This is a genomic window from Micromonospora sp. NPDC049836 (genome assembly GCF_044465125.1).
Classification (GTDB): domain Bacteria; phylum Actinomycetota; class Actinomycetes; order Mycobacteriales; family Micromonosporaceae; genus Micromonospora.
Genome location: NZ_JBITLH010000005.1, coordinates 78,472 through 94,073, shown reverse-complemented (window position 1 = coordinate 94,073; position 15,602 = coordinate 78,472). Strand labels below are relative to the sequence as shown.

Annotated in this window: 13 protein-coding genes and 2 pseudogenes; 9 read left to right on the top strand and 6 right to left on the bottom strand. The window is 73.2% G+C overall.

Annotated features, from left to right (window positions below; genetic code table 11):
* Positions 1-258 precede the first annotated feature (258 nt).
* Genes pstS through pstB form a run of 4 tightly spaced genes read left to right on the top strand, consistent with a single transcriptional unit; the run spans position 259 to position 4,427 of the window.
* Complete coding sequence (pstS, locus tag ACIBPB_RS15025) at positions 259-1,362, top strand: phosphate ABC transporter substrate-binding protein PstS (RefSeq protein WP_396840188.1); 1,104 nt, start codon at positions 259-261, stop codon at positions 1,360-1,362.
* A gap of 32 nt (positions 1,363-1,394) precedes the next feature.
* A complete protein-coding gene (gene pstC, locus ACIBPB_RS15020; RefSeq protein WP_396840187.1) occupies positions 1,395-2,483 on the top strand; it encodes a phosphate ABC transporter permease subunit PstC in 1,089 nt (362 codons plus the stop codon).
* A gap of 58 nt (positions 2,484-2,541) precedes the next feature.
* Complete coding sequence (gene pstA / locus ACIBPB_RS15015; protein ID WP_396840186.1) at positions 2,542-3,630, top strand: phosphate ABC transporter permease PstA; 1,089 nt, start codon at positions 2,542-2,544, stop codon at positions 3,628-3,630.
* 20 nt (positions 3,631-3,650) lie between these two features.
* Entirely contained in the window at positions 3,651-4,427 is a 777-nt protein-coding gene (pstB, locus tag ACIBPB_RS15010) for a phosphate ABC transporter ATP-binding protein PstB (RefSeq protein WP_396840185.1), read from the top strand.
* A 132-nt stretch (positions 4,428-4,559) separates the two neighbouring features.
* On the opposite strand, the gene ACIBPB_RS15005 is transcribed toward pstB, so the two are convergent.
* Positions 4,560-5,750, bottom strand: a complete 1,191-nt coding sequence (locus ACIBPB_RS15005; RefSeq protein ID WP_396840184.1) for an epoxide hydrolase family protein — start codon at positions 5,748-5,750, stop codon at positions 4,560-4,562.
* Positions 5,751-5,812: 62 nt separating this feature from the next.
* On the opposite strand from ACIBPB_RS15005, the gene ACIBPB_RS15000 reads away from it, so the two are divergent.
* Positions 5,813-6,769 carry a helix-turn-helix transcriptional regulator gene (locus ACIBPB_RS15000; protein WP_396840183.1) on the top strand — a complete coding sequence of 319 codons (957 nt, stop codon included), beginning with the start codon at positions 5,813-5,815 and terminating at the stop codon, positions 6,767-6,769.
* Between the two features lie 3 nt (positions 6,770-6,772).
* On the opposite strand, the gene ACIBPB_RS14995 is transcribed toward ACIBPB_RS15000, so the two are convergent.
* Positions 6,773-7,600: an NUDIX hydrolase gene (locus tag ACIBPB_RS14995; RefSeq protein WP_396840182.1), complete on the bottom strand. Its 828-nt coding sequence runs from the start codon at positions 7,598-7,600 to the stop codon at positions 6,773-6,775.
* A 150-nt stretch (positions 7,601-7,750) separates the two neighbouring features.
* On the opposite strand from ACIBPB_RS14995, the gene ACIBPB_RS14990 reads away from it, so the two are divergent.
* Entirely contained in the window at positions 7,751-8,719 is a 969-nt protein-coding gene (locus ACIBPB_RS14990; RefSeq protein ID WP_396840181.1) for a Gfo/Idh/MocA family protein, read from the top strand.
* Between the two features lie 42 nt (positions 8,720-8,761).
* On the opposite strand, the gene ACIBPB_RS14985 is transcribed toward ACIBPB_RS14990, so the two are convergent.
* The 3 genes from ACIBPB_RS14985 to ACIBPB_RS14975 form a co-directional block, all read right to left on the bottom strand.
* A complete protein-coding gene (locus ACIBPB_RS14985; RefSeq protein ID WP_396840179.1) occupies positions 8,762-9,766 on the bottom strand; it encodes an anion permease in 1,005 nt (334 codons plus the stop codon).
* Positions 9,767-9,770: 4 nt separating this feature from the next.
* Positions 9,771-10,397 (bottom strand): DUF47 family protein, encoded by a 627-nt coding sequence (locus ACIBPB_RS14980; protein WP_357325713.1) that lies wholly within the window; start codon positions 10,395-10,397, stop codon positions 9,771-9,773.
* Positions 10,398-10,518: 121 nt separating this feature from the next.
* The gene (locus ACIBPB_RS14975; protein WP_396840178.1) at positions 10,519-11,508 is read right to left on the bottom strand and encodes a PPK2 family polyphosphate kinase; all 990 of its coding nucleotides are present in this window, start codon (positions 11,506-11,508) and stop codon (positions 10,519-10,521) included.
* A 279-nt stretch (positions 11,509-11,787) separates the two neighbouring features.
* Between ACIBPB_RS14975 and sigJ the strand changes: the two genes are divergently transcribed.
* The gene (gene sigJ, locus ACIBPB_RS14970) at positions 11,788-12,744 is read left to right on the top strand and encodes an RNA polymerase sigma factor SigJ (protein WP_396840177.1); all 957 of its coding nucleotides are present in this window, start codon (positions 11,788-11,790) and stop codon (positions 12,742-12,744) included.
* Between the two features lie 7 nt (positions 12,745-12,751).
* Here the strand turns inward: sigJ and ACIBPB_RS14965 are convergent, their stop codons facing one another.
* Positions 12,752-13,258 (bottom strand): DUF402 domain-containing protein, encoded by a 507-nt coding sequence (locus tag ACIBPB_RS14965; protein WP_396840176.1) that lies wholly within the window; start codon positions 13,256-13,258, stop codon positions 12,752-12,754.
* A gap of 127 nt (positions 13,259-13,385) precedes the next feature.
* On the opposite strand from ACIBPB_RS14965, the pseudogene ACIBPB_RS14960 reads away from it, so the two are divergent.
* Positions 13,386-14,726 (top strand): annotated as a pseudogene (locus ACIBPB_RS14960) (ATP-dependent DNA helicase); the annotation flags it as partial.
* Between the two features lie 132 nt (positions 14,727-14,858).
* Positions 14,859-15,545: pseudogene (locus tag ACIBPB_RS14955) on the top strand (ATP-dependent DNA helicase); the annotation flags it as partial.
* Positions 15,546-15,602 lie beyond the last annotated feature (57 nt).

Genomic DNA, 15,602 nt, shown 5'->3' with positions numbered 1-15,602 from the left:
TCGGGTGCGCCGGTGGGGTCTGCCGGTGGGTGTGCCCGGATAAACCGGATAAGTAGCGATAGCGGGCCGCGAGTTCACGTAACGGACAACCCTCCCTCAGCGCAGGGTCACCCGGTCGGTCGGACCTGTTCATTCCCCGTTCACTTCCGACCGGCGCTGCGTCCACCTGGCACTTCTAACTTTCGTGTCAGCCGGTCAGCGCCGGCACCCGGGCCCGCCCGGGCGACCTGACCAAAGACGTGAAGGGAAACCCCTCAGGTGAAGCTCCAGCGGCACGGCGCCATCGCCTGCCTCGCTCTTACCGCGGTGCTCGGTCTCAGCGCCTGCGGCTCGGACAACAACGAGCCGACCGGCACCTCCGCCTCGGGCTCCGCCGCCGCCGTCGACTGCGGCAAGGGCACGCTGAACGCGCAGGGCTCCTCCGCGCAGAAGAACGCGATGGCCGAGTGGATCAAGGCGTACCAGCAGAAGTGCGCCGGCACCACCATCAACTACGAGCCCTCCGGCTCGGGCGCCGGCATCCAGGCCTTCATCGCCGGCACCGCCGACTTCGCCGGCTCCGACTCCGCCCTGAAGCCGGAGGAGCAGCCGCAGGCCGACGCCAAGTGCGCCGGTGGCCAGGCGATCCACCTGCCGATGGTCATCGGCCCGATCGCGGTGGCCTACAACGTCAACGGAGTGGACAACCTCCAGCTCAGCGCGCCCACCCTGGCCAAGATCTTCACCGGCAGGGTGACCAAGTGGGACGACGCCGCGATCAAGGCCGAGAACCCCGACGCCAAGCTGCCGTCGACCACGATCCAGACCGTCCACCGCTCGGACGAGTCCGGCACCACCGACAACTTCACCAAGTACCTGTCGAAGGCCGCCGCCACCGACTGGACCCTGGACCACACCAAGGCGTGGAAGGCGCCGGGCGGCACCGGCGCCAAGGGCTCGGACGGCGTGGCCAGCGCGGTCAAGGGCGCGGACGGCGCGATCGGTTACCTGGAGCTCTCCTTCGCCGATAACTCCGGCCTGAAGAAGGCCAAGATCAAGAACGGTGCCGGTGAGTTCACCGAGCTGACCGGCGAGGCCGCCGGCAAGACCATCGCCGGCGCCAAGGTCGAGGGCCAGGGCGACGACCTGAAGATGTCGATCGACTACAACACCACGGAGGCCGGGGCCTACCCGATCGTCCTGGCGACCTACGAGATCGTCTGCAGCAAGGGCCTCCCGGCCGACAAGCTCCCCCTGGTCAAGGGCCTGCTCGGCCTCGCCGCCAGCAGCGAGGGCCAGTCCCAGCTCGCCGAGCTGGGCTACGCGCCACTGCCGGACTCGGTCCGCACCAAGGTCGAGGCCGCGGTCAAGAACCTCTCCTGACCGTAACCACCACTCCCGAAGCGAGCGACCAGATGGGTCAGACCCCTCACCGCTCGGCGCACGCCGGCACCGGCGGCCCCTCCGTCCCCAGCAGTGACGGGTGGTCCGCCGGTGCCTCGGCGCGTGTGGCCGACATCCCCGGAACCCCCCGTCCGCCCGACCACGGGCTCGGCGGCGGTGACGCGCTGCCCCGGGCCAAGGCGTTCGGCGCGGAGAAGGCCTTCCGTGGCCTCACCATGGCCGCCGGCACCGCCGTGCTCGTCATCATCGCGGCCATCGCGGTCTTCCTGATCTCCAAGGCCGTGCCGGCTCTCCGCGCGAACACCGAGAACTTCTGGACCTACGAGGGCTGGTCGCCGAACCAGACCGAGCCGAAGTTCGGCATCGGGACGCTCGCCTTCGGCACCGTCCTCAGTTCGGCGCTCGCGCTGCTCATGGCCGTGCCGGTGGCCCTGGGCATCGCCCTCTACCTGTCCCACTACGCGCCGCGCCGGCTCGGCACCGCGCTGGGCTTCCTGATCGACCTGCTGGCCGCCGTGCCCAGCGTGGTCTTCGGGCTGTGGGGGCGGGACATCTTCGTCGAGCCGGTACGCGACTTCTCGGCCTGGCTGAACACCTACCTCGGCTGGATCCCGATCTTCGGCGGGGACGGCCCGTTCGGGAGGTCCATCCTGCTCGGCGCGCTGGTCCTGGCGATCATGGTGCTCCCGATCATCACGTCCCTCTCCCGCGAGGTGTTCCTCCAGACGCCCACGGCGAACGAGGAGGCCGCCCTGGCGCTCGGCGCCACCCGCTGGGAGATGATCCGCACCGCCGTGCTGCCGTACGGCCGGCCCGGCATCATCGCCGCCGTGATGCTCGGCCTCGGCCGGGCGCTCGGCGAGACCATCGCCCTGGCGATGACCCTCGGCATCACCTTCGGCATCTCGTTCAACCTGATCCAGAACGGCGGCAACACCATCGCCGCGAACATCGCCAACGCGTTCGGCGAGGCGAACGACACCGGACGCGGCGCGCTGATCGCCTCCGGCCTGGTGCTCTTCGCGATCACGCTGATCGTCAACATCACCGCGCGGGCGATCATCTACCGCCGCCGCGAGTTCACGGAGTCCGCGGCGTGAGCGCGAGGAGCGCGCCGGGGTTGCGAGCCCCGCAGTCGCGAACTGAAGGAAGCCCCGCATGACCACCACCGTCACCACCCACCGCTCACAGCCACCGGCCCAGCCGGTCACGCTGCGGGCCCGGCGGCTGCCGGCGTACGCCGCGCCCGCCATCGCCCTCGGGGCCCTGCTGGCCGCCGCCGGCATCGTCTACGGCGCGGGCATCGGCGGCCCGGTCCTCGTCGTGGTCCTCGCCGCCCTGCTCTACCTGGTCGGCCTCTTCGTCGCGGCCAACGCGGTCGAGGGCCGGCGCTCGGCCCGCGACCGCACCTGGAGCGCGCTGATCCACTCCGCCTTCGTGCTCGCGGTGCTGCCACTGGCCTCGGTGGTCTGGACGCTGGTCAGCAAGGGCGCCGAGCGGTTGGACGGCACCTTCTTCGGCACCTCGATGAACAACATCGGGGCGCGGGACGCGAACGGCGGCGCGTACCACGCCATCGTGGGGACCCTGGAGCAGGTCGGCATCGCCACCCTGATCACCGTCCCGCTCGGCCTGCTCTGCGCGATCTACGTGGTGGAGTACGGCCGAGGCCGGTTCGCCTTCGCCATCCGCTTCTTCGTGGACGTGATGACCGGCATCCCGTCGATCGTCTCCGGCCTGTTCGTGCTGGCCTTCTGGGTGCTGATCGTCTCGCCGTGGTTTAACGACGGCCGGCCGAGCTTCTCCGGCTTCGCCGCCGCGCTGGCGCTGAGCGTGCTCATGCTGCCCACCGTGGTCCGCTCCACCGAGGAGATGCTCCGCCTCGTCCCGGCGCCGCTGCGGGAGGGCGCGTACGCCCTCGGCGTGCCGAAGTGGAAGACCATCCTGCGGGTCGTGCTGCCGACCGCGCTGCCCGGGATCGTCACCGGCGTCATGCTCGCCATCGCGCGGGCGGCCGGCGAGACCGCCCCGGTGCTGCTCGTCGCGGGTGGCGGGGCGGCGATCAACGTCAACCCGTTCGAGAACAACCAGTCGTCGCTGGCCCTCTTCGTCTACCAGCAGGCCGGCGACGCCTCGAAGTACTCGCCGGCGCGGGCGTGGACGGCGGCGCTGACCCTGGTCGCCCTCGTCCTCGTCCTGACCATCGCGGCGAAGGTGCTGGCCCGCCGCAACCGGCTCGGCCGATGAACCCCGGAGGTACCGCCACCATGGCCAAGCGCATCGAAGCCACGAACGTCACCGCGTACTACGGCGGGTTCAAGGCGATCGAGAACATCAACCTCACCGTCGAACCGAAGACGGTCACCGCCCTGATCGGCCCCTCGGGCTGCGGGAAGTCCACCTTCCTGCGGTCCATCAACCGGATGCACGAGGTGCTGCCGGGGGCCCGGGTCGAGGGCAGCCTCACCATCGACCACCAGGACATCTACGACCGGGACGTGGACGTCACCGCGGTCCGCCGGATGATCGGCATGGTCTTCCAGCGGCCCAACCCGTTCCCCACCATGAGCATCTTCGAGAACGTGGTGGCCGGGCTGCGGCTCAACGGCGTGAAGCGCAAGTCGATCCTGGAGGAGGCGGCCGAGAAGGCGCTCCGCTCGGCGAACCTCTGGGACGAGGTGAAGGACCGGCTCGGCAAGCCCGGCGCCGGCCTCTCCGGCGGCCAGCAGCAGCGGCTCTGCATCGCCCGCACGATCGCGGTCGAGCCGCAGGTGGTGCTGATGGACGAGCCCTGCTCGGCGCTGGACCCGATCTCCACGCTGGCCATCGAGGACCTGATGTTCCAGCTCAAGGACAGGTTCACCATCATCATCGTCACGCACAACATGCAGCAGGCCGCCCGGGTGTCGGACCGGACCGCGTTCTTCTCCATCGAGAAGACCGGTGACCCGGGCCGGCTGATCGAGTACGACCACACCCAGAAGATCTTCAGCAACCCGAGCCAGAAGAAGACCGAGGACTACATCACCGGCCGCTTCGGCTGAGCCACAGAGAAGGGCCCCTTCTTGACGCCTACGGCGTGGGAAGGGGCCCTTCTCAACGTGCCCTCTCGGCTCAGCGCAGCGCGGCGTAGAACTGCCGCAGGTCCGCGACCAGCAGGTCCGGAGCCTGGTCGGTCAGCGCAGCGCGGCGAAGAACTGCCGCAGGTCCGCGACCAGCAGGTCCGGAGCCTGGTGGGCGGCGAAGTGCCCGCCCCGGTCGTACGTGTGCCAGGAGACGATGTTCTTGTGGTCGCGTTCGGCGAGCGTCCGGATCGACTGGAAGTCCCAGGCGAAGTTGGCCAGGCCGAGCGGCACCGTGGTCGGCTCCGGCAGCGCCGTGCCGCGCCCGTTGACCTTCTGGGTCGGGTGCACGGACTCGGCGTCCTCGTAGTAGTAGCGGGCCGCCGAGGCGGCCGTGTTGGTCAGCCAGTAGATGGTCGTGTTGGTGAGCACGTGGTCGGCGTCGATCTGGTCACCCATGAGCTGGCCCAGCCAGCCGAGCAGGCCCACCGGCGAGTCGGCCAGCGCGTGCGCCACGTTCTGCGGCTCGGTCGAGTGCAGCTTGTCGTAGCCGCCCCGCCGCTGCACGAACCAGTCGGCGAACGCCACCTTGCCCCGCTCCTCCTCGGTGAGCCCGGCCAACTCAGCGGGGTCACCGGACGGCAGGGAGAAGACCTGCGTGACGTGCACCCCGAGCACGTGCTCGGGGTCGGCCCGGCCCACCTCCGGCGAGACGAACGCGCCGAGGTCGTTGCCGGCCGCGCCGTACCGCTGGTAGCCGAGGCGGCGCATCAGCTCGGCCCAGGCGCGGGCCACCCGGTGGCGGTTCCAGCCGCGCTCCCGGGTGGGCCCGGAGAAGCCGTACCCCGGCACCGACGGGATGACCAGGTGGAAGGCGTCGGCCGGGTCGCCGCCGTGCGCCCGTGGGTCGGTCAGCGGCCCGATCACGTCCAGCCACTCCACGACGGTGCCCGGCCAGCCGTGGGTGAGGATCAGCGGGGTGGCGTCCGGCTCGGGCGAGCGGACGTGCAGGAAGTGCACCCGCTGCCCGTCGATCTCGGTGGTGAACTGCGGGTACGCGTTGAGCCGCGCCTCCCACTCCCGCCAGTCGTAGCCGGTGCGCCAGCGCTCGGCCAGCCGCCGCACCCAGCTCAGCGGGACGCCGTACTCCCAGCCGGGCGGGACCGGGCCGGCGGGGGCGGCCGGGTCGGGGTCGGCGGGCAGTTCCTCGGCCCAGCGGGTCCGGGCCAGCCGGTCGGCGAGGTCGTCCAGGTCGGCCTGGGGGACGTCGATACGGAACGGGACGATCGCGGTGTTGTCTGCCATGCCATGAGCGTAGGAAGGGATTAGGAAGGCCTCGTTCCTAATGCGCTGGCAGAATCCGGCACATGTTGGAGACCTCGGCGCGACTGCTGCGCCTGCTGTCGCTGTTGCAGACGCCACGCGAGTGGACCGGCGCCGAACTGGCCGAGCGCCTGGCGGTGAGCACCCGCACCGTACGCAACGACGTGGAACGGCTGCGCGCGCTCGGCTACCCGGTGCACGGCACCCGGGGCGCGGTCGGCGGCTACCGGCTGGGTGCCGGCGCGGCCCTGCCCCCGCTGCTCCTCGACGACGAGGAGGCGGTGGCCGTGGCGGTCGGGCTGCGCACCGCCGCGGCCGGCAGCGTGGCCGGCATCGAGGAGACCTCGCTGCGGGCGCTGGCCAAGCTGGAGCAGGTGCTCCCGCACCGGCTGCGCCGCCGGGTCACCGCCCTGCACACGCACACCGTGCGCGTCCCGCACGACCAGCCCGGCCCGACCGTGGACGCCGGGACGCTCAGCACGATCGGGGCGGCCTGCCGGGACCGGGAGCGCCTGCGCTTCGACTACGTCCGGCACGACGGCACCGCGGACCGGCGGGACGTCGAGCCGTACCGGCTGGTCAACTGGGGCCGGCGCTGGTACCTGGTGGCGTTCGACCCGGCCCGGGACGACTGGCGCACCTTCCGGGTGGACCGGATCACCCCGCGTACCCCGACCGGCCCCCGGTTCGCGGCCCGCGAGCTGCCCGGTGACGTGGTGGACCGGGTGCGGCAGGGGGTCTCCTCGGCCGCGTGGCGGCACCGGGCGCGCATCCGGGTGCACGCCCCCGCCGAGGTGGTCGCCGACCGGATCAACCCGGCCGTCGGCACGGTCGAGCCGGCCGGCGACACGGCCTGCCTCCTGCACACCGGCGCCGACCGGCTGGAGACCATCGCGGTCTGGCTCGGCCTGCTCGACCTCGACTTCACCGTCGAGGACCCGCCCGAGCTGACCGACCTCCTGCGTACCCTCGCCGAGCGCTACCTCCGCGCCGCCGGCTGACCGTCAGGACAGGCGGAAGCGGGGCGCCTCGGCATCGGAGAGGTCGAGGCGCGGGGTGACCGGGGTGCCGGCATCGCGGCCGGCCGAGGCGCGGGCCACGCCGGCCAGGTCGCCGGCGGCGGCCACCTCGGCCAGGGTGACCATGGTGGGCGGCAGCATGGTCAACTCCCCGGCCTCGACCCGGGTGAGGGCGTCCGCCGGGCGCAGCCACAGCGTGTGGTCGGCCTCGCCGGAGACGTCCCGGGTCCGCTGCCCCTCGGGCAGCAGGGCGACGAAGAAGTACGTGTCGAAGCGGCGCGGCTCGAACTCGGGGGTGATCCACCGGCTCCACGGCAGCAGCAGGTCGGACCGGAGGGTGAGCCCTTTCCCGGCCAGCAGGTCGGCGAAGCCGGCCCGCCGGGCCACCAGGTCCTGCCGGGCCGTCTCCCAGTCGTCGCCGCTCACGTCGCCCACCACCGTGCCGGTGTCCGGCCCGGCCAGCAGCACGCCCGCCTCCTCGAAGACCTCGCGGGCGGCGGCGCAGACGACCGCCTGGGCGGCGGCCGGGTCGAGCCGGAGCCGCTCGCCCCACGCCGCCGGATCCGGGCCGGCCCAGCCGAGGTGCGCCTCCGAGTCGGAGCGGTCCACCCCGCCGCCGGGGAAGGCGTACATGCCGCCGAAGGTCATCGCGGCCACCCGGCGGATCAGGTAGACCTCGAAGCCGTCGGCGGCCGGGCGGAGCAGCAGCACGGTGGCGGCGACCCGGGGTACGGCCGGCACCCCGCCCTCGGCCCGGAACCGGCGGGCGTGCTCCACCAGGGCGGGGGGTGCGGCGAAGCCGTCGATCGTCATGCGCCGAGCCTAGTTCCCGGCCGGTAACTCATCCGTCCGGCGGCCGCCGGGCGACGCGCTGCGCAGTTGGCCGGCGAAGAGACGGGGCCGGGTTTCCCGACGGGTGGATCTTCTTGTCGCCGGCCCAGCCGCCCGGGATAGCGTGCCGGCATGACTCGTTGGGGAATCCTCGCGACCGGATACATCGCCGGCCGTTTCGCCGAGGACCTGCGGTTCGTGCCGGGGGCCGAACTGGTGGCGGTGGGCTCGCGTACCCGGGAGAGCGCGGAGCTCTTCGCGCAGCGGCACGGCGCGTCCCGGGCGTACGCCTCCTGGGCGGAACTGGCCGCGGACCCGGAGGTGGACGTCGTCTACGTCGCCACCCCGCACGCCGCGCACCACGAGGCGACCATGACCTGCCTGGCCGGTGGCAAGGCGGTGCTGGTGGAGAAGCCCTGCACACTGGACCTCGCCAGCAGCACCGAGCTGATCGAGACGGCCCGCGCCCGCGGTCTCTTCCTCATGGAGGCCATGTGGATGCGGACCAACCCGCTGATCCTGCGGGTGCTGGAGCTGATCGCGGACGGCGCCATCGGCGAGGTCACCCACGTCCGGGCGGACTTCGGCGCGGCCGGCCCGTTCCCGCCGGAGCACCGGATGCGGGCCCGCACGCTGGGCGGCGGCGCCCTGCTCGACCTCGGGATCTATCCGCTGAGCCTGGCCCACCTGCTGCTCGGCGTGCCGCAGCACGTGCGGGCCTGGGCCCGGATCAGCCCCGAGCAGGTGGACGAGAACACCGGCATCGTCCTCGGCTGGGATTCCGGGGCGGTGGCGACGCTGAGCTGCGGGATGATCGGCGCCACCGCGATCACCGCGGCGATCACCGGTACCACCGGCCGGATCGACCTGCCGGAGCCGTTCTACCGGCCCGCCGCGGCGGTGCTGCACCGGGCCGGCACGGAGCCGGAGACCATCCCGGCGGACCCGACCGGCGGCGGCTACCAGTACGAGGCGATCGAGGTGCAGCGCTGCCTGGCGGCCGGGCTGATCGAGAGCCCGCTGGTGCCGCACTCGGCCACCCTCGAGGTGATGGCGCTGCTCGACGACATCCGGGCCCGGATCGGCGTCTCCTACACGTGACGCGGGGCCCCCGGTCGCTGCCGGAGGCCCCGCACACCGCGCTCAGAACAGCGGACGGACCAGCAGGTACGCCAGGCAGGCGATGATCGCGGCGGCCGGGAACGTGATCACCCAGGCGATCACGATGTTGCCGGCCACGTTCCAGCGGACCGCGGAGAGCCGCTTGGTGGCGCCCACACCCATGATCGCCGAGGTGATCGTGTGGGTGGTGGAGATCGGGGCCTTCAGCACCAGGGCGTTGAAGTAGAGCACCGCGCTGGCCACCGTCTCGGCGGCGAAGCCCTCCGGCGGGCCCAGGTCGATGATCTTCCGGCCCAGGGTCCGGATGATCCGCCAACCGCCCGCGTACGTGCCGGCGGCCAGCATGGCCGCCGAGGTCCAGAAGACCCACTGCGGGATGTGCGTCTTGGACTCCTGGAAGCCGCCCGTGTAGAGGGCCAGCACGATGATGCCCATGGTCTTGGCGGCGTCCTGCATGCCGTGGCCGACCGACATGGCGGCCGCCGAGGCGGTCTGCGCCCAGCGGAAGCCGCGGTTGAGCTTGCCGGGCTGGCCCTTCCGGAACAGCCACAGGATGGCCAGCATCACCAGGAAGCCGAGCACCAGGCCGACCACCGGGGAGAGCACCATCGGGATGAGCACCTTCTGCACGATGTTGCCCCACTGCACGACGCCGTCGTTGGCGAACAGGGTCGCGCCGACCAGGCCGCCGAAGAGGGCGTGCGAGGAGGACGACGGCAGGCCGAAGTACCAGGTGATCAGGTTCCAGGCGATCGCGCCGAGCACGCCGGCGAAGACCACCCCGAGGCTGGCCACCCCGGGTGGCAGGGTGACCAGGCCGTCGCCGACCGTCTTGGCCACCCCGGCGCCGAAGTGTGCGCCGACGAAGTTGCCGACGGCGGCCAGCGCGAGGGCGACCCGGGGGGTCAGCGCCCGGGTGGACACGCTGGTGGCGATCGCGTTCGCCGCGTCATGGAAGCCGTTCGTGTAGTCGAACGCCATGGCGACCACGATCACCGCCAGCACGGCGATGAGTTCGGGAGTCACGGGATCAGGACTCCTTGACCGCGATGGTCTCGACCGTGTTGGCCACGTGCTCGAAGGCGTCGCAGGCGGCCTCCAGCTCGTCGGCCACCTCCTTCATCTTCAGCACGGTCAGCGCGTCGTACTCGCCGGAGAAGAGCCGGACCAGCAGCTGCCGGTTGATCCGGTCACCCTCGTTCTCCAGGCGGTTGCACTCGATCCAGTAGTCCTCGAGGTTCTTCATCGAACGCAGCCGGGGCATCGCCTCGGCGGTCAGCTTGGCCTGCTGGTCGAGCACGTTGACCATCTCGTGCAGCTCGCGGGGCAGCGCCGGCAGCTCGGTCAGCCCGTACAGGTAGAGCAGGTCGCCGACCGCCTCCAGGTGGTCCATCACGTCGTCGAGCAGCGAGCCCAGGCGGTAGATGTCCTCCCGGTCGAAGGGCGTGATGAAGGTGGAGTTGATCTTCTTGTACAGGTCGTGGGTGATCTGGTCGCTGTCGTGCTCGACCTCGGTCAACCGCTCGCTGACCGACTGGACGTCGACGCCCGGCAGCGCCAGCTCGTTGAGCAGCTCGGTACCCCGCACCAGGTTCTGCGCGGCCCTGGTGAAGAGCTCGTAGAAGGCGCCCTCGGTGGGACGGAAGGAAAACTTCACAGCACGGACCTCGTCGTGTCGGTGGAAGGGTGGCCGTCGCCCCGGCGGGCGCCTGCTGAAGGGCATGCTAGGTACCCCGCGGAACCGGGCATCGGCCGGCCCACCCGAGGTCAGGCCCGATTCACCGCTCGTTCACCCGCCGTTCACCTTCGCCTTCCCGGCCCTCGCTCCGCAATCGGTCACGCTCCCCCTCGACGTCGAAATCGGCAGCGGGATACCCCAGATCCAGCCGGTCGAACGTCTCCCGCAGCAGGTGCGCCACCGCCCAGTCGCGGTACCACTTCCGGTCCGCCGGTACCACGAACCAGGGCGCCGCGTCCGTGCCGCACCGCCCCAGCGCCTCGGCGTACGCGGCCTGGTAGTCGTCCCACCGGGCGCGGGTGTCCAGGTCGCTCGGGTTGTACTTCCAGTACTTGGTGGGATCGGTGAGCCGCTGCATCAGCCGCTCGCCCTGCTCCGGGTAGGAGATGTGCAGCATCACCTTGATCAGGGTGACCGCGCCCTCGGTCAGCTCCCGCTCGAAGTCGTTGATCAGGTCGTACCGGGCCCGCCAGGTGGGCTCGTCGACCAGCCCTTCGACCCGGGCGATCAGCACGTCCTCGTAGTGCGAGCGGTTGAAGATCCCCACGTAGCCGGGCGGCGGCAGGGCGCGTCGGATCCGCCACAGGAAGTCGTGCCGCCGCTCCTCCTCGGTCGGCGGCCCGAACGAGCGGATGTGCAGCCCGAGCGGGTTCATCGCGCCGGCCACCCGCTTGATCGTGCCGTCCTTGCCGCCGCAGTCCATCGCCTGGAGCACCAGCAGCACCCGGCGCGGCCGGTCGCCGGCCAGGTGGGCGCCGGCCGCCGACGGCGCACCCGCCGGCGCCGCGGGCCCGGCCGGGGCCTTCGCGGCCGCGTACAACATCTCCTGCCGCCGGCCCAGCTCCGCGCCGAGCAGCTCCACCTGCGCCCGGGCCCACGCCTTGCGGTCCCTCCCGTGCCCCGCCGCGGCCGGCAGGCCCGGCGTCGACCGGGGATCGACGGCCGCCAGGTCCACCGTCCCGGGCCCCACCCGCAGCAGGTCCCGCATCGGCCCGCCCTCGGGCCGCACCGCCTCGTCGACTCCGCTCATGCCCCGATCCTCACCCACCCGGGGCGCGCCCGCCTCCCGAGCGCAGCCCGGCGCGCCGCCCGCCCCCGGCGCGCGCCCGCCCCCCGAGCGCAGCCCGGCGCGCCGCCCGCCCCCGGCGCGCGCCCGCCTCCCGAGCGCAGCCCGGCGCGCCGCCCGCCCCCAGCGCGCCCGCCCTCCGAGCGCCCTCGGTGGGCCCGCCGAGACGAAGCTCTCAGGCACCCGGTCGCCGAGGGGCCCGGGTGGCGGGGAGAATTGCGCACGCAGGGAGGGAGCACCCGGGTGGACGAGCTGACGGCGGAGTTCCAGGCGGAACGGGCACACCTGCTGGCGGTCGCGCAGCGGATGCTGGGCAGCCGGAGCGAGGCCGAGGACGCGGTGCAGGAGACCTGGCTGCGCTACGCCGCCGCGCTGGGCGACCCGGCCGCCCGGGCGGCGATCCGCGACCTGCGCGGCTGGCTGACCACCACCTGTTCCCGGATCTGCCTGGACGTGCTCCGCTCAGCCCGGGTCCGCCGCGAGGCGTACCCCGGCCAGTGGCTGCCGGAGCCGACGGTGCGCGAGCTGCCGACGGCCGACGGGTACGCGCCCGATCCCGCCGAGCGAGCGGTCCGGGCCGACCAGCTCGGCACCGCGCTGCTGGTGGTGCTGGAGCGGCTGACCCCGGAGCAGCGGGTCGCGTTCGTGCTCCACGACGTCTTCACCGTGCCGTTCGCCGACGTCGCCGAGGTGCTCGGCACCACACCGACCGCCGCCCGGCAGCTCGCCTCCCGAGGGCGCCGCGCGGTCACCGCCCCCGACGTCCCCCGGCACACCGCCGATCTGGCCGAGCAGCAGAAGGTGCTGACCGCCTTCGTCGCCGCCGTGGAGTCCGGCGAGCTGGACCGGCTGGTCGAGGTGCTCGCCCCGGACGTGGTGGTGATCGGCGACAGCGGCGGGCACTTCCCGGCCGCCCGCCGGCCGGTGGTCGGCGCCGAGCTCGCCGGCCGGTTCATCCTCGGCCTGTTCGGTCAGGCGGCCCGGTTCGGCGACTCGCTCTCCGCCCGGCCGGTGCTGGTCGACGGCGGGCTGGGCTGGCAGGCCGAGCTGGTCTACCGGGACGGCCGGCCGATGCGCATGATCACCTCGTTCGCCGTCCACGAGGGGCGGATCACCGGCCTGTTCAACCAGCTCAACCCGGAGAAGGTGCGCCATCTGCCCGCGGTCGACCCGGGCTCGCACTGGCCGCCGCGCTGGTGAGGCCGGCTCAGACCACCACGGCCAGCCATTTGCGGTACGACGTGGCGAACGGTTCGCTGCCGTCGCCGAGCGCGCCGAACAGCCAGCGGGCCGCCGCCTCGGCCTCGGCCACCACGTCGTCGGGGTAGCTCCAGCGCCGGCGGTGCTCGGCGAACTCGTCCTCGTCGCGCAGCTCGACCAGGCCGCTCTCCCGGCGGCGCACCACGTCCAGATCGAGGTCGACCAGGTGGACGGTGTCCTCGCCGGCCCACCGGGCCGGGGTGGTGATGTCGCAGTAGACCTCGCTGGTCCGGGGCGGCGGGTTGAACATGCCGGTCCACCAGCTGTGCCGGGGCACCAGCAGGACGAACGGGATCCGCTCGACCGAGGGGCGGCCGTGGTAGACCGACTCGGTGCCGGCCGGCACGCCGAGCCACACGCCGAGGTCGTCCTCGGCGAGGCGGCGGGCCGGGTAGTCGCGGTGCGCGCTGCCGTCGTACTTGCGGTAGATCACGCGGACCACATCGCTCGGCATGACAGGCACCCTAACCGATTCCGGCCACGCGACGCGATCGTCGGGTAACCGGACGCGACCCGACCGTGACCACGCCACGCGGGGCAGCGGCGGGGGCCGTGTCGGGCCCGGCGGGTACCGTCGCACGGTGACCCCGACCCGCATCGCCACCGGTTCCGCCGTGCCCAGGAAGCGTCGGGGCGACCGGCCCAGTGGCGCCGAGTTGCTGGCCGCGGCGGTCGGTGCGGTGCCCGGTGGGGCGGCCCGGCCGGGCCAGCAGCAGATGGCCGAGGCGATCGAGCGGAGCATCGCCTCCGGCGAGCACCTGCTGGTCCAGGCGGGCACCGGCACCGGCAAATCCCTGGCGTACCTGGCCCCGGCGCTGACCGTGGACGGGCCGGTGGTGGTCTCCACCGCCACCCTGGCCCTGCAGTCCCAGCTGGTCGAGCACGACCTGCCCCGCCTCGCCGACGCGGTCGAGCCGCTGCTGCGCCGCCGGCCCACCTTCGCGGTGCTCAAGGGGCGGCACCACTATCTCTGCCTGGCCCGGCTGGACAGCTCGGTGGAGGACGAGCCGGAGGACGGCCTCTTCGACGCGCCCCGCCCCGGCGGCACGAAGTGGCTCGGCGAGGCGGGCCGGCTGGGCAAGCAGATCCAGCGGGTCCGGGACTGGGCGGAGAAGACCGCCACCGGCGACCGGGACGAACTGGACCCGGGGGTGGACGACCAGCTGTGGCGGACCGTCTCGATGCCGGCCCGGGAATGCGTGGGCGCCACCCGGTGCCCGTTCGGGCAGGAGTGCTTCGCCGAGGCGTCCCGGGCCCGGGCCCGCGAGGCGGACATCGTGGTCACCAACCACAGCCTGCTCGCCGTCGACATGCTCGCCGGCCGGCACATCGTGCCGCCGCACAAGCTGCTCGTCGTCGACGAGGCGCACGAGCTGGCCGACCGGGTCTCCTCGGCCGCCCAGGCCGAACTGGTCCCCGAGCTGATCGACCGGTCCACCCGCCGGGCCCGCCCGCTGCTCCGCCCCGAGCTGGCCGAGCGGCTCACCGAGGCCGGCGACGCGCTCGCCGTGGGCCTGGCCGAGGCGTCACCCGGGCGGCTCACCGCCGGCCTGCCGCCCGCCCTACGCGAGGCGTGCACGCTGCTCGACGCGGCCACCCGGGCCGCACTGGAGGCGATCGGCGACGTCAAGGCCGACGATCCCGACCCGGTGCGCAAGCAACAGGCCAAGGCGGTGCTGGACGAGCTCTCCAGCACCGCCCAGCGGCTGCTGGAGGAGGCCGACCACGACGTGGCCTGGGTGGAGAAGCCGGAGAACGGCAGCCGCCGGGCGCTGGTGGTCGCGCCGCTCTCGGTCGCCGGCACCCTCGCCACCCACCTCTACGACGAGCGGACCGTGGTGGCCACCTCGGCCACCCTGGCGCTGGGTGGCCGCTTCGACACCGTGGCCCGGGCCCTGGGCCTGGACGCGCCGCCGCCCGCCCCGCCGTCCCCGGCGGCCGCCGCGCTGGCCACCGCCGCCGCAGCCGGCCGGGACACCGCCGCCGCGGCCGGCCGGGGCACCGCCGCACCGGTGGCGAGCGCCGAGGGCAGCCGGGCGGCCACCGGCACCGTGCCGGCCACCGAGGGGCCGGGATGGAGTTCGCTGGACGTCGGCTCGCCGTTCGACTACGCCCGGCAGGGCATCCTGTACGTCGCCGCGCACCTGCCCCGGCCGAGCGTCTCCGGGCTGCCGCAGGCGGCCGGCGAGGAGCTGCTCGCGCTGGTCGGGGCGCTCGGTGGGCGTACCCTCGGGCTCTTCTCCTCACGCCGGGCCGCGCAGCAGGCGGCGGAGCTGCTGCGGGCACGCACCGACCTGCCGGTGCTGCTCCAGGGCGAGGAGGCGCTGCCGCTGCTGGTCCGCCGGTTCCGCGAGGAGCGCGAGAGCTGCCTGTTCGGGGTGATGTCGCTCTGGCAGGGGGTGGACGTCCCCGGCGACGCGTGCCAGCTCGTGGTGATCGACCGGCTGCCCTTCCCCCGTCCCGACGAGCCCTTGGCGGCGGCCCGCGCGGCGGCCGTGGACGCGAGCGGCGGCTCCGGCTTCGCGGCGGTCAGCGTGCCGATCGCGGCGGTCCGGCTGGCCCAGGGGGTGGGCCGGCTGATCCGGGCCACCGCCGACCGGGGCGTGGTGGCGGTGCTCGACTCGCGGCTGGAGACGGCCCGCGGCTACGGCCCGTTCCTGCGCCGCTCGCTGCCTCCGTTCTGGTACACCACCCGCCCCGAGGTGGCCCGGGGCGCGCTGGAACGCCTCAGCAAGAGCTGACCGGCGCCACCGGCCGGGTGCCACACCGGCGAGGCGGCGCATCCCGTCGCCTGCGCG

What these genes read in the sequence shown, in the direction of transcription:
- pstC (WP_396840187.1), top strand. Translation starts at nt 1,395, where the DNA reads ATGGGTCAGACCCCTCACCGCTCGGCGCACGCCGGCACCGGCGGCCCC.
- pstA (WP_396840186.1), top strand. Translation starts at nt 2,542, where the DNA reads ATGACCACCACCGTCACCACCCACCGCTCACAGCCACCGGCCCAGCCG.
- pstB (WP_396840185.1), top strand. Translation starts at nt 3,651, where the DNA reads ATGGCCAAGCGCATCGAAGCCACGAACGTCACCGCGTACTACGGCGGG.
- ACIBPB_RS15005 (WP_396840184.1), bottom strand. Translation starts at nt 5,750, where the DNA reads ATGGCAGACAACACCGCGATCGTCCCGTTCCGTATCGACGTCCCCCAG.
- ACIBPB_RS15000 (WP_396840183.1), top strand. Translation starts at nt 5,813, where the DNA reads ATGTTGGAGACCTCGGCGCGACTGCTGCGCCTGCTGTCGCTGTTGCAG.
- ACIBPB_RS14995 (WP_396840182.1), bottom strand. Translation starts at nt 7,600, where the DNA reads ATGACGATCGACGGCTTCGCCGCACCCCCCGCCCTGGTGGAGCACGCC.
- ACIBPB_RS14990 (WP_396840181.1), top strand. Translation starts at nt 7,751, where the DNA reads ATGACTCGTTGGGGAATCCTCGCGACCGGATACATCGCCGGCCGTTTC.
- ACIBPB_RS14975 (WP_396840178.1), bottom strand. Translation starts at nt 11,508, where the DNA reads ATGAGCGGAGTCGACGAGGCGGTGCGGCCCGAGGGCGGGCCGATGCGG.
- ACIBPB_RS14965 (WP_396840176.1), bottom strand. Translation starts at nt 13,258, where the DNA reads ATGCCGAGCGATGTGGTCCGCGTGATCTACCGCAAGTACGACGGCAGC.